The sequence below is a fragment of the Providencia sp. PROV116 genome, assembly GCF_028482485.1.
GTDB classification, from domain to species: domain Bacteria; phylum Pseudomonadota; class Gammaproteobacteria; order Enterobacterales; family Enterobacteriaceae; genus Providencia; species Providencia rettgeri.
The window spans coordinates 44,372-58,441 of sequence record NZ_JAMPQO010000035.1; the positions used below are offsets into that span (position 1 = coordinate 44,372).

General features: G+C 44.1%; 9 protein-coding genes. All 9 read right to left on the reverse strand.

Going from position 1 to position 14,070, the window contains the following annotated elements:
• Positions 1–13 precede the first annotated feature (13 nt).
• The gene (locus PSE72_RS19195; protein WP_115166429.1) at positions 14–967 is read right to left on the reverse strand and encodes a VWA domain-containing protein; all 954 of its coding nucleotides are present in this window, start codon (positions 965–967) and stop codon (positions 14–16) included.
• Between the two features lie 294 nt (positions 968–1,261).
• Positions 1,262–5,485 (reverse strand): DNA-directed RNA polymerase subunit beta', encoded by a 4,224-nt coding sequence (gene rpoC, locus PSE72_RS19200; protein WP_198642147.1) that lies wholly within the window; start codon positions 5,483–5,485, stop codon positions 1,262–1,264.
• Positions 5,486–5,593: 108 nt separating this feature from the next.
• A complete protein-coding gene (gene rpoB, locus PSE72_RS19205) occupies positions 5,594–9,622 on the reverse strand; it encodes a DNA-directed RNA polymerase subunit beta (protein WP_004265877.1) in 4,029 nt (1,342 codons plus the stop codon).
• 359 nt (positions 9,623–9,981) lie between these two features.
• On the reverse strand, positions 9,982–10,347 hold the full coding sequence (gene rplL / locus PSE72_RS19210) for a 50S ribosomal protein L7/L12 (RefSeq protein ID WP_004265879.1): 366 nt from the start codon (positions 10,345–10,347) through the stop codon (positions 9,982–9,984).
• A 60-nt stretch (positions 10,348–10,407) separates the two neighbouring features.
• Positions 10,408–10,905 carry a 50S ribosomal protein L10 gene (gene rplJ / locus PSE72_RS19215; RefSeq protein WP_004264381.1) on the reverse strand — a complete coding sequence of 166 codons (498 nt, stop codon included), beginning with the start codon at positions 10,903–10,905 and terminating at the stop codon, positions 10,408–10,410.
• Positions 10,906–11,230: 325 nt separating this feature from the next.
• Positions 11,231–11,932, reverse strand: coding sequence for a 50S ribosomal protein L1 (gene rplA, locus PSE72_RS19220; protein ID WP_004265881.1), 702 nt, complete (start codon positions 11,930–11,932; stop codon positions 11,231–11,233).
• A 4-nt stretch (positions 11,933–11,936) separates the two neighbouring features.
• Complete coding sequence (gene rplK / locus PSE72_RS19225) at positions 11,937–12,365, reverse strand: 50S ribosomal protein L11 (protein ID WP_004264379.1); 429 nt, start codon at positions 12,363–12,365, stop codon at positions 11,937–11,939.
• Between the two features lie 158 nt (positions 12,366–12,523).
• Positions 12,524–13,069, reverse strand: a complete 546-nt coding sequence (gene nusG, locus PSE72_RS19230) for a transcription termination/antitermination protein NusG (RefSeq protein WP_004264378.1) — start codon at positions 13,067–13,069, stop codon at positions 12,524–12,526.
• Positions 13,070–13,456 (reverse strand): preprotein translocase subunit SecE, encoded by a 387-nt coding sequence (secE, locus tag PSE72_RS19235; protein ID WP_004265885.1) that lies wholly within the window; start codon positions 13,454–13,456, stop codon positions 13,070–13,072. It abuts the gene before it with no gap.
• Between the last annotated feature and the right edge of the window lie 614 nt (positions 13,457–14,070).

Genomic DNA, 14,070 nt, shown 5'->3' on the forward strand with positions numbered 1-14,070 from the left:
TCATAACACAATATTAATGTTTACACTGGCATGAATCATCATGTTTCGTATCTGAGTCTATTGGGCAACAAGAGTTGATAGTTTTATTGATGATATCTGACAATGTATTTACTGTATTGATAATTAATGGCAAGTTGTCACACACCGCATCACAATTTAATAAACCTTTATCTGGTTTTACTGGTGGTGTTAAGCTGTCACACAATATTTCCTGTAAAACCAAGGAGAAATTTGCAATCCCTGTGGTGTAAATGTACGCACGTCCGTCGGTTTCTTTGGCTAACCGTTCGTACTCCCTCGTCACGTTATCTCTATCAGCAAGAGTCGGAAAACGATCTAGATTTGTTAGGCTATCATCCGGTGTACCTTGGTAGGTATACACCTTAATTCCTCTTTCTTGAGCGACAGATATGGCTTCATTATTTTTTGCAATTGCAGCACGAGTAAGAATTCCGCCGCCACCTTCCATCCCTTCATCACCCAACACAAAAATAGCCCTACGCGCATCATCACGCCAATCAAAATGTTTACTAATATCAATAACCGCGCGACATAAATCTTCTTTATTTCCAGCATGATCTCGCCCATCGGATTCTTTAAACGGTAATCTTGCTTGTAGATCCCTTTCGTTCGCTCCGACCTTAATTAAATATTCACTGGCAGATTGATCAAACTTAGTGTTTGCCCAAGTCCCTTCAATACCTAAAAATGTGGCACGAAGATGCGATGGACATTTTGCTGATGCCGCTTCAATCGTCGCATCAATCTGTTTACTTAAATCCCCTGCTTCATCAGCCATTGAACCACTGGTATCGATAACAACAACTAAATCTAACGCAATTTGCCCGTTCCCAGTGATTATCTGAGATGTATTCATTACCCCTAATGAGTTTGATAATAAACCATGATAAGCCGAAAGGCTGGCTTGATTTGTATCTACCTGTTCATTTGTCTTTTTTTTATCCATCGTATATTCCTTTTATTTATTCCTATTAAATAATTTGAAAGTGATTTTTGTATTATTATTTTTATTACCGTTTAATTTTTAACCCGGAAAATTATTATTACGTTTTTTCACTGGCCGATATATTTTAAAAATAGAAATACGTATTACATATTCAGATAAATTTAAGAAATAAAAGGATTTATTGATGAATTCAAATTAGAAAAATAAAAATCAATTTATCATTTTATTAGATATAAAAAAGCCAGTACCTTTCGGTACTGGCTTCTGTCAGGAATTTTGCAGTGAAATCAGAAATTAGTTCTGGTTGTCGCTGCTGAAACCTGCATTTAACAGCTCAGCTAAGTTCGCTGTTGCTTCATCTGCACTGACTTGTGGTGCATCCACAACATCGTTCAGATGACGGCGGCGGATACGGTCTTGGTGATACGCAAAACCAGTACCTGCTGGGATCAGACGTCCAACAATTACGTTTTCTTTCAGACCGCGCAGTTCATCACGTTTACCTGCAACTGCTGCTTCAGTCAGTACGCGTGTTGTTTCTTGGAACGATGCTGCTGAGATAAAGGATTCTGTTGCCAGAGATGCCTTCGTAATACCCAACAGGTCGCGAGCAAAGTTCGCTGGAATTTTGCCTTCTTGTTCCAGTTTACGGTTAGAAACTTTAACACGTGAGTACTCGACTTGTTCACCTTCGAGGAATTCAGAACTTCCTGCATCCGCGATAGTGACTTTACGCAGCATCTGACGAACGATAACTTCAATGTGTTTATCGTTAATCTTAACGCCTTGTAAGCGGTAAACTTCCTGAACCTCGTTAGTAATATAACGCGTAACAGCATGGACACCACGCAGACGCAGAATATCGTGTGGAGATTCTGGACCATCGGAAACCACGTCACCGCGTTCAACGATCTCACCTTCGAACACGTTGAGCTGACGCCATTTAGGGATCATCTCTTCGTACGGATCGCTACCATCTAATGGTGTGATAACCAGACGACGCTTCCCTTTGGTTTCTTTACCAAACGAGATAATACCGCTGATTTCAGCCAAGATTGCAGGCTCTTTCGGACGACGTGCTTCGAACAAGTCAGCTACGCGTGGCAGACCACCCGTGATATCTTTAGTACCCACAGATTCTTGTGGAATACGCGCTAAGGTATCACCGACATTGATTGCGATGCCATCATCTAACTGAACAATTGCTTTACCCGGTAAGAAGTACTGAGCAGGCATGTCTGTGTTAGGTATAAGAACGTCGTTACCATTTGCGTCAATAACACGTAAAGCAGGACGTAGGTCTTTACCACCACTGGTACGTTCCGCAGTATCCAGAACAACGATTGAAGACAGACCAGTTAATTCATCAGTCTGACGCGTCATTGTTTGACCATCAAGCATGTCAGAGAAGCTGATGAAACCAGAAACTTCACTGACGACTGGCATGGTATGTGGATCCCAGTTCGCAACAGTTTCACCGCCCGTTACTGCATCGCCATCGCCTTTCGTCAAGTGCGCACCGTAAGGGACTTTATAGCTTTCTTTAGTACGACCGAATTCGTCAATCAGACGCAGCTCTGTATTACGTGAAGTAATAACCAGTTTACCTTCTGAGTTCGTAACGAATTTTGCGTTAACCAGTTTCAGAGTACCTGTGTTACGGACTTGAATGCTAGATTCTGCCGCCGCACGAGATGCCGCACCCCCGATGTGGAACGTACGCATCGTTAACTGTGTACCCGGCTCACCGATTGACTGTGCCGCGATAACCCCGATAGCTTCACCTTTGTTGATGATGTGACCACGAGCAAGGTCACGACCATAACAGTGAGCACACACACCGAAGTCAGTTTCACAACTTACAACTGAACGAACTTTAACGCTGTCGACTGAGTTAGCTTCTAACAGGTCACACAGTTTTTCGTGCAGTAATGTATTACGTGGAACTAGAATGTCCGCAGTTCCTGGGATCAGGATATCTTCTGCAGTCACACGACCCAGTACACGTTCACGCAGTGGTTCTTTAACGTCGCCACCCTCGATAACCGGAGTCATCAGGATACCTTCGTGAGTTCCACAGTCGTCTTCAGTTACCACCAAGTCCTGCGCAACGTCAACTAAACGACGAGTCAGATAACCGGAGTTCGCTGTTTTCAATGCGGTATCGGCAAGACCTTTACGCGCACCGTGCGTAGAAATAAAGTACTGGAGAACGTTCAGACCTTCACGGAAGTTTGCCGTGATTGGTGTCTCGATGATTGAGCCATCTGGCTTAGCCATCAGACCACGCATACCGGCTAGCTGACGAATCTGAGCTGCAGAACCACGAGCACCGGAGTCGGCCATCATAAAGATACTGTTGAAAGAAACTTGTTGTTCTTCGACGCCATCACGGTTAATAACCGCTTCAGTCGATAAGTTTTCCATCATCGCTTTAGCAACACGTTCGTTTGCCGCTGCCCAGATATCGATAACTTTGTTGTAACGTTCGCCTGCTGTAACCAGACCAGACTGGAACTGTTCCTGAATTTCTGCAACTTCAGCTTCTGCTTCGGCGATAATTCCAGCTTTTTTCTCTGGAATAACCATATCATCGATACCAACTGATGCACCAGAACGTGCCGCATAGGCAAAACCGGTATACATGATTTGGTCAGCAAAAATAACAGTAGGCTTCAGGCCCAGAACACGGTAACAGGTGTTCAGCATTTTAGAGATCGCTTTTTTACCTAACGCTTGGTTAACCAATTCGTAAGGCAGACCTTTCGGTACGATCATCCATAAAATTGCACGACCAACAGTAGTGTCAACTAAGCCCGTGTTGATTGTGATGTTACCTTCCGAATCTTTTACTTCTTCAGTGATACGGACTTTAACGCGGGCATGCAGTGACGCATGACCTGAACGGTAAACACGCTCAGCTTCTTTAGGACCGGCTAATACCATGCCCTCGCCTTTCGCGTTTACGCAGTCACGTGTCATGTAGTAAAGACCCAATACAACGTCCTGTGAAGGAACGATGATAGGCTCACCACTTGCAGGTGACAGGATGTTGTTGGTTGACATCATCAACGCACGTGCTTCTAACTGAGCTTCCAGAGTCAGAGGAACGTGTACCGCCATTTGGTCTCCATCGAAGTCGGCGTTATATGCCGCACAAACGAGTGGGTGCAATTGGATAGCTTTACCTTCGATAAGAATAGGTTCGAAAGCTTGGATACCCAGACGGTGAAGTGTTGGTGCACGGTTCAGCATAACTGGGTGTTCACGGATAACTTCATCCAAGATATCCCAAACAACCGCTTCTTCGCGCTCAACCATTTTCTTCGCAGCTTTAATGGTTGTTGCCAGACCACGTAATTCTAATTTGCCATAGATAAATGGTTTGAATAACTCAAGAGCCATTTTCTTAGGCAGACCGCACTGATGCAGACGCAGGTATGGACCTACGGTGATAACAGAACGACCTGAGTAGTCAACACGCTTACCAAGTAAGTTCTGACGGAAACGACCTTGTTTACCTTTGATCATATCAGCCAAAGATTTCAGAGGACGTTTGTTAGAACCTGTGATTGCGCGACCACGACGACCGTTATCTAACAGGGCGTCAACCGCTTCTTGCAACATACGTTTTTCGTTACGTACGATGATGTCTGGCGCAGCCAGATCCAGGAGGCGTTTCAGACGGTTATTACGGTTGATTACGCGACGATACAGATCGTTTAGATCTGATGTTGCGAAACGACCACCATCGAGTGGAACTAATGGGCGCAGATCCGGTGGTAATACAGGTAATACGTTTAAGATCATCCACTCTGGTTTGTTACCAGATTGGATAAATGCTTCTAGCAGTTTGATACGCTTAGTCAGCTTCTTACGCTTAGTTTCAGAGTTAGTTTCGTTTAACTCTTCGCGCAGCGTTTCACACTCGTTCTCAAGATCGAGGTTTTTCAGCAGGCCTTGGATTGCTTCCGCACCCATTTTCGCATCAAATTCGTCACCGAACTCTTCCAGCGCATCTAAGTATTGCTCTTCTGTCAGAATCTGTGCACGCTCAAGGCTAGTCATACCGCCTTCAACAACGACATATGATTCAAAGTACAGAACGCGTTCGATATCACGCAGTGGCATATCAAGCAGCAAACCGATACGGGATGGCAGTGATTTTAAGAACCAAATGTGTGCAGTCGGAGATGCAAGTTCAATGTGACCCATGCGCTCACGACGAACTTTGGTCTGTGTAACTTCAACGCCACACTTCTCACAAATCACACCACGGTGTTTTAAACGTTTGTACTTACCGCACAGACATTCGTAGTCTTTTACTGGCCCGAAAATACGCGCACAGAAAAGACCGTCACGCTCAGGTTTGAACGTACGGTAGTTAATGGTTTCTGGCTTTTTAACTTCACCGAATGACCATGAACGGATCATATCAGGTGATGCCAGAGCAATCTTGATAGCATCAAACTCTTCGGTCTTGGTTTGCGCTTTCAGAAACTTTATTAAGTCTTTCACAAAATGCTCCTGTCGGAGTTAGACCTGTCAGGTGAGTGTTCAAAGACACTCTCCCCAAATCCCAGTGCTTACATGTGCCGGAAAGCAAGCTTTCCGGCATAAAACGAATTACTCGTCTTCCAGCTCGATGTTGATACCCAGTGAGCGGATTTCTTTCAGTAATACGTTGAAAGATTCCGGCATACCAGGTTCCATCTGATGGCTGCCATCGACGATGTTTTTATACATCTTCGTACGGCCGTTAACGTCATCCGATTTAACTGTAAGCATTTCTTGAAGAGTATAGGCTGCACCGTATGCTTCCAGTGCCCACACTTCCATCTCCCCGAAACGCTGACCACCGAACTGCGCTTTACCACCCAGCGGTTGCTGAGTAACCAAGCTATAAGAACCTGTTGAACGGGCGTGCATCTTATCGTCAACCAAGTGGTTCAGTTTCAGCATATACATGTAGCCAACAGTTACTTGGCGCTCAAAGCGCTCGCCAGTACGACCATCGAATAATGTAATCTGACCTGAAGTTGGCAGACCACCCAATTTCAGCAGTTCTTTGATTTCTTTCTCTTTCGCACCATCAAATACTGGTGTTGCAATTGGCATACCTTTTTTCAGGTTCTCAGCCAAACGCATAACTTCTTCGTCAGAGAAAGTGTTCAAGTCAACTTTCTGGCGTGGATCATCACCTAAATCGTATGCTTTTTGGATAAACTCACGCAGTTTGGCAACTTCTTCTTGCTGTTTAAGCATAGCATTGATTTTCTCACCAATACCTTTCGCTGCCATCCCTAAGTGAGTTTCCAAAATCTGACCGATGTTCATACGTGATGGTACGCCCAGCGGGTTCAGAACGATATCAACTGGGTTACCGTTTTCATCGTAAGGCATGTCTTCAACTGGGTTGATTTTTGAGATAACACCTTTGTTACCATGGCGACCCGCCATTTTATCACCCGGTTGGATCTGACGTTTAACAGCCAGATAAACCTTAACAATTTTCAGTACACCCGGTGCTAAGTCATCACCTTGAGTAATTTTACGACGTTTTGCATCGAGTTTTTTCTCGAACTCAGATTTCAGTTCGTCATACTGTTCAGCTAATTGCTCTAACTGGTTTTGCTTCTCTTCGTCAGCTAAAGATAACTCTAACCAACGGTCGCGAGGCAGTTTGTCCAGTTTTTCAGCTTCAATTCCGCCGTTAACCAGTACAGAACGGATACGAGCAAACAGACCTGCTTCGAAAATACGCAGCTCTTCTGTTAAGTCTTTCTTCGCATCACGTAACTGAGTTTCTTCGATCTCTAATGCACGTTTGTCTTTCTCTACACCGTCACGGGTAAATACTTGTACGTCAATAACCGTACCAGATACACCGTTAGGAACACGTAAAGAAGAGTCTTTAACGTCTGATGCTTTTTCACCAAAGATAGCACGTAACAGTTTCTCTTCTGGCGTCAGCTGAGTTTCACCTTTAGGTGTCACTTTACCAACCAGAATATCGCCGCCTTTCACTTCCGCACCAATATACACGATACCGGATTCATCAAGTTTAGACAGTGCAGCTTCACCGACGTTTGGAATATCTGCAGTGATTTCTTCAGGCCCTAATTTAGTGTCACGAGACACACAAGAGAGCTCTTGAATATGAATAGTTGTAAAACGGTCTTCTTGAACAACACGCTCAGAAACTAAGATGGAGTCTTCGAAGTTATAACCATTCCATGGCATGAATGCCACGCGCATGTTTTGACCAAGTGCTAATTCACCGAGGTCTGTTGAAGGACCATCCGCTAACACGTCACCACGTTCAACTGGCTCACCTAAAGATACACAAGGCATCTGGCTAATACAGGTGTTCTGGTTAGAACGGGTATATTTAGTCAGGTTATAAATATCGATTCCAGCTTCGCCTGGGTACATCTCATCTTCGTTAACTTTGATAACGATACGAGAAGCATCAACGTACTGAACCGAACCACCACGTCTTGCAACAGCAGTAACACCAGAGTCAACCGCTACTGCACGCTCCATACCTGTACCAACTAATGGTTTGTCAGCACGCAGAGTAGGAACCGCTTGACGTTGCATGTTTGCACCCATCAATGCACGGTTGGCGTCATCGTGTTCAAGGAATGGGATCAGGGACGCACCAACAGAAACAACCTGTTGAGTCGAAACGTCCATATATTCAACCTGTTCACGGCTGAATAAGCTTGATTCACCTTTGTTACGACACGTAATCAGTTCTTCAACAAAGCTACCATCATCACCTAAAACGGTGTTCGCCTGAGCAATGATGAAGTTACCTTCTTCAATTGCAGACAGATAATGGATTTCGTCTGTCACTAAGCCATCACGTACTAAACGGTATGGGGTTTCTAAGAAACCGTACTCATTGGTCTGTGCATAAACAGATAATGAGTTGATCAGACCGATGTTTGGACCTTCAGGCGTTTCGATTGGACAGACACGACCGTAGTGAGTTGGGTGAACGTCACGTACTTCGAAGCCCGCACGCTCACGAGTCAAACCACCTGGGCCTAACGCAGAGATACGACGTTTGTGCGTAATTTCAGACAACGGGTTGTTCTGGTCCATAAATTGAGACAGCTGGCTGGAACCAAAGAACTCTTTAACTGCGGCTGAAATTGGTTTCGCATTGATCATATCTTGTGGCATTAATGCATCGAGGTCGCCCAGAGAAAGACGCTCTTTCACTGCACGCTCAACACGAACCAGACCGACACGGAATTGGTTCTCTGCCATTTCACCAACAGAACGAATACGACGGTTACCTAAGTGGTCGATATCATCCACTTCGCCTTTACCGTTACGGATATCGATGAGTTTACGCATAACATCAATGATGTCTTCTTCACTCAGGATACCTGAACCTTCGATTTCTTCACGGTTCAGTGAACGGTTGAACTTCATGCGACCTACCGCAGACAAGTCGTAACGATCTTCAGAGAAGAACAGGTTCTCGAACAAGTTTTCTGCAGCTTCACGGGTTGGTGGCTCACCAGGACGCATCATGCGGTAGATTTCTACCAATGCACTCAGACGGTCGTTAGTTGGGTCGACACGAACGGTTTCAGAAATGTAAGCACCGTGGTCTAAGTCATTGGTAAACAATGTTTCGATTGTTTTATGACCAGACTGACTCAGACGTGCCAACATATCTAAAGAAAGTTCCATGTTCGCTGCACAAATCAGCTCACCGGTGCTTTCATCAATATAGTCTCTAGCAACAACTTTACCTGCGATATATTCAACAGGAACTTCGATGCTATTGACTTCTTCTTTCTCTAACTGACGAATGTGACGTGCAGTGATACGGCGGCCTTTTTCTACATAGACTTTACCGTTCGCTTCGATATCAAACGAAGCAGTTTCACCACGTAAACGCTCAGGAACCAGCGTCATCATCAGTTTATTATCACGGATTTGGAATACTGTTTTTTCGAAGAACAGATTTAAGATTTCTTCGGTGTTGTAATCCATTGCACGCAGAATAATGGTCGCAGGTAATTTACGGCGACGGTCAATACGTACAAACAGGTTATCTTTCGGGTCGAATTCGAAATCAAGCCATGAACCACGGTAAGGGATAATACGTGCGTTATATAGCACTTTACCTGAAGAGTGTGTTTTACCTTTATCGCTGTCAAAGAATACACCTGGACTACGGTGTAACTGAGAAACGATAACACGCTCAGTACCGTTGATAACGAAAGTTCCGTTTTCAGTCATGAGTGGAATTTCACCCATGTAAACTTCTTGTTCTTTGATGTCTTTAACAGTTCCTTCCGGTGCTTCACGCTCATAAACGATGAGACGTAATTTCACACGTAAAGGCGCAGAGTAAGTTACACCGCGAATTTGACATTCTTTAACATCAAAAACAGGCTCGCCTAAACGATAGCTGACATATTGTAATTCAGCATTACCGCTGTAGCTCTGAATTGGAAACACAGAACGGAAAGCTGCTTCCAGCCCATTCTGGCCATCTGGATCTTGCTCGATAAACTTCTGGAACGAGTCAAGTTGGATAGAAAGGAGATAAGGTATGTCCAAAACTTGTGGACGCTTACCAAAGTCCTTACGGATACGTTTTTTCTCGGTATAGGAGTAAACCATAGGTTTCCTCAGCTCGTTGATCAGTGACCCAAGTGGTTAGCTCTTAGTTTAAGAGACTGAACCGCAACGCGTTTTTATATAAGAAATGGAAAATGAATACTTTCCTTAATACTCATTGCTATTACTCTTAAATCATTTCATTGCGTTGCCATTGCTACCGAGCTACCCGAGCGGGTCGTAGCGAAGAACACAGTATATTAAGTCGTCAATAGAAAGAAGTATTGGAGGGTTGTTGTTAACATTAAAACTGCGTGAAAAGCTGTTAACACCCATCACGCCTTACAGCGCAAAAAGGCTGGTGATTAAAAAATCACCAGCCGTCAGCCTAATTAGATCAGGCTGCGTTCTTGAAGTTGAACTTATTTAAGTTCAACAGAAGCGCCTGCTTCTTCAAGAGATTTTTTCAGAGCTTCAGCTTCGTCTTTGCTTGCAGCTTCTTTAATAGTAGCTGGAGCAGATTCTACCATGTCTTTAGCTTCTTTCAGGCCAAGACCGGTTGCACCACGAACTGCTTTGATAACTGCAACTTTGTTACCGCCAACAGCTGACAGTACAACGTCGAATTCAGTTTTTTCTTCAGCAGCTTCAGCTGGGCCCGCAGCAACAGCAACAGCTGCAGCAGCAGAAACGCCGAATTTTTCTTCCATCATAGTAATCAGTTCAACAACGTCCATTACAGACATTTCTGCAACTGCATCAAGGATTTGGTCTTTAGTGATAGACATAACAAGTGTTCCTAAAATTCAGAAATAGTTTATACGTTAAAAAGCAACGAAGGAAAGGGCTTATGCAGCTTCTTTCTGATCGCGCAGAGCAGCCAGAGTACGAACCAATTTGCCTGCAGCGGCTTCTTTCATGGTTGACATCAGGCGTGCGATTGCTTCATCGTAAGTTGGGAGAGTTGCCAGACGATCGATATCTTTCGCTTGGATTAACTCACCTTCAAAGGCCGCAGCTTTAATCTCAAATGCTGGATTCGCTTTCGCGAACTCTTTGAACAGACGAGCGCCAGCGCCCGGGTGTTCGTTAGAGAAAGCAATTAAGGTTGGACCGACAAACACGTCTTTCAGTACGTCATAAGAAGTACCTTCAACAGCACGGCGGATCAGTGTGTTACGAACAACACGGATATAAACGCCAGCTTCGCGACCTGCTTTACGCAGTTCAGTCATTTTTGCTACAGTTACGCCGCGTGAATCAGCAACAACTGCAGAAAGCGCGCCTTTGGCTACTTCGCTGACTTCAGCAACAATCGCTTGTTTGTCTTGAAGATTTAGTGCCATTAGCTTCTTGCTCCTGGATTAACCGGGAAACCCCGGGACTCACATCACTCAAACACAACATTATGTAAGAGCGCTAAAACACGGTGAGCAGAATAGAAATCCAGAATTAAATTCTAGGTATCTCTGTCACCGTCTACGCAGGTAAATTAAGCAGCGGTTAGACTACACCTGCGGTCTTGGACGGGGTCTGGAAAGGCCAGACTCCATACCGAAATTTGTGGTTTGTTGAGTATATTGCTATACCCAACAAACTCAAGGCGTCAAATTTTATACAAATTTGACGCAAAGGTAAAGCCTAATTACCAATTAGCCGAAGCTATAGCAATTAAACTGTCGCTGACAGACCAGCTTGGTCAACAGCAACACCTGCACCCATAGTGGTAGACAGGCTAACTTTCTTGATGAAAACACCTTTAGCAGAAGCTGGTTTTGCTTTTTTCAGCGCGATCAGCAGTGCTTCTAAGTTTTCTTTCAGTTTGTTAGTGTCGAAATCAACTTTACCGATAGTGGTGTGGATGATTCCGTTTTTGTCATTACGGTAACGAACCTGACCTGCTTTAGCATTGTTAACTGCTTCAGCAACGTTTGGAGTTACAGTACCAACTTTCGGGTTTGGCATCAGACCACGTGGGCCCAGAACTTGACCTAATTGGCCAACAACGCGCATTGCATCTGGAGAAGCAATAACAACGTCAAAGTCCATTTCACCAGCTTTGATTTTATCAGCCAGATCTTCCATACCTACCAGTTCAGCGCCTGCAGCTTTAGCAGCTTCAGCGTTTGCGCCTTGTGCGAACACAGCAACGCGAACTGAACGGCCAGTACCGTGTGGCAGTACAGTTGCACCGCGAACGTTTTGGTCAGATTTACGAGCATCGATGCCCAGGTTGATAGCTACGTCAACGCTTTCTACGAATTTAGCAGTTGCTAATTCTTTCAGCAGTGCAACGGCTTCGTTGATGTCGTACTGTTTAGTTGCATCAACTTTTTCACGGATATTGCGCATGCGCTTAGTCAGTTTAGCCATTGTCTTAGTCCTCCACTACCAGGCCCATGGAACGAGCAGTACCTTCAATTGAACGCATCATTGCGTCAACATCAGCACCAGTCATGTCCGCAGCTTTAGTTTCAGCGATTTCGCGAATCTGAGCAGAGGTCACTTTACCAACTTTATCTTTGTTAGGCTTGCCTGAACCAGACTTAACGCCAGCTGCTTTTTTCAGCAGAACTGCTGCAGGTGGAGTTTTGGTAACGAAAGTGAAAGAACGGTCTGCGTAAACAGTAATAACAACAGGAATTGGTAAACCTTTTTCCAGGCTGTCTGTTTTTGCGTTGAACGCTTTACAGAATTCCATGATGTTAACACCTTGTTGACCCAGAGCTGGACCAACTGGTGGACTTGGGTTCGCCATACCAGCTGCAACTTGCAGCTTAACGTAGGCTTGAACTTTCTTAGCCATGATATTTCCTCTAGATGGGTGATAGCGCCTTACAGTTTGCAAGGCTCCCCGTTACATTAAACATGTCCCGCACATTAATTTGCGCCGAACATAAAAACAAAAGGCGCGAAATTGTAGTCAAATTTCACGCCTTTTGCAAGTCAGTTTTGTCGCTTAGATTAGGCTTTTTCTACCTGACCAAAATCCAATTCGACTGGAGTTGCGCGACCGAAGATAGAAACAGAGACTTTTAAGCGGCTCTTTTCATAGTCAATTTCTTCAACAACACCGTTAAAGTCAGCAAATGGACCTTCGCTAACACGAACCATTTCACCTGGTTCAAACAGTGTTTTCGGACGTGGTTTATCACCAACTTGTTGTAAGCGGTTCATGATAGCGTCAACTTCTTTATCGCTAATTGGCGCTGGACGATCTGACGTTCCGCCAATGAACCCCATTACACGCGGTACACTACGCACTAAGTGCCAAGAGTCATCGTTCATGACCATTTGGACCAAGACATAGCCTGGGAAGAATTTACGTTCACTCTTACGGCGCTGACCGCTACGGATTTCAACAACTTCTTCTGTTGGAACCATAACTTCGCCAAAAGAATCTTCCATAGCATGTAATTTGATATGTTCACGTAAAGATTGTGCTACGCGACCTTCAAAACCAGAGAATGCCTGAATGACATACCAGCGCTTTTTAGGTGAATCGGACATTTAGAATAACCTCAGGCTTGTAATAAATGAAACTAAACGCACCAGGATACCATCTAGTCCCCACAGTATTAAAGACATTACAGCCGTTACTGCAGCAACAATTAAAGTAGTTTGCAATGTTTCCTGGCGAGTAGGCCAAATGACTTTTCTCATCTCGACGCGAGCTTCGCGTGCAAACGCCAGTGTTGCTTTACCTTTTGTAGTCCATAAAGCGACAGCACCTGCAATAGCGACAACAGCCACAACTGCAAATGCACGCAGCGCGAGATTATATTGACGGAAGTAATAATTGCCAACAATAGCAATTATTAATAAGGCACAGACAATGACCCACTTGAAGATGTCTGCACTGCGTCCACTTCCTTGAGCTTCGCTATTCGCACTCATAATTCAACCTGTTACCATGAAGTATGTACATAGCCTGCTTGCTTACAAAGGTAAAACAACCAAGCCAAACCAATAGAATATGCCAACATATCCCTCAATTACTACAAACTAAGCCTGCAAAATTTAATAGGGATATCAATAACATCACCTGCGATCTAAAAGTAATTAGCCTTGTTAATGGAGGTAATTAGCGTTATTCGTTCTGCAAACACAACAAGTTGCAGCAACATTTTATTTCGCAAGTACTACTTGTACGTCAGTACTATCACTTTACAAGTGCTACCCATTTCACAAGTGCTATTCCATTTTGCAGGAATTTCAGCATGCTCAGCAAATTTTTTAACTACACCAAATAAGAAAATAACATTCTTTTTGTGGCAGCGGTAAAATATACCATATCTTCCGAGCAAAACCTTAATAAATCTCATATAACTGCGCAAAGGAGTCCGCACAGTTATCAATTCGTTGTTTCAGAGCCTATCTCACCAATAATTATACAAATGATTGATGAGATAGGTTCTTAATTTTGCAACGTCTGAATTTTGCAATGTATAAAAAGGACGTCTATTAGACGCCCTTTTTTACTAAGTGGTTCTTTCTTATTCAGAAAGAGC

Bases quoted from the DNA above. Each gene is read 5' to 3' on its own strand.
- rplA (WP_004265881.1), bottom strand. From the start codon at position 11,932: ATGGCTAAACTGACTAAGCGCATGCGCAATATCCGTGAAAAAGTTGAT.
- rpoB (WP_004265877.1), bottom strand. From the start codon at position 9,622: ATGGTTTACTCCTATACCGAGAAAAAACGTATCCGTAAGGACTTTGGT.
- rplJ (WP_004264381.1), bottom strand. From the start codon at position 10,905: ATGGCACTAAATCTTCAAGACAAACAAGCGATTGTTGCTGAAGTCAGC.
- secE (WP_004265885.1), bottom strand. From the start codon at position 13,456: ATGAGTGCGAATAGCGAAGCTCAAGGAAGTGGACGCAGTGCAGACATC.
- rplK (WP_004264379.1), bottom strand. From the start codon at position 12,365: ATGGCTAAGAAAGTTCAAGCCTACGTTAAGCTGCAAGTTGCAGCTGGT.
- rplL (WP_004265879.1), bottom strand. From the start codon at position 10,347: ATGTCTATCACTAAAGACCAAATCCTTGATGCAGTTGCAGAAATGTCT.
- nusG (WP_004264378.1), bottom strand. From the start codon at position 13,069: ATGTCCGATTCACCTAAAAAGCGCTGGTATGTCATTCAGGCATTCTCT.
- PSE72_RS19195 (WP_115166429.1), bottom strand. From the start codon at position 967: ATGGATAAAAAAAAGACAAATGAACAGGTAGATACAAATCAAGCCAGC.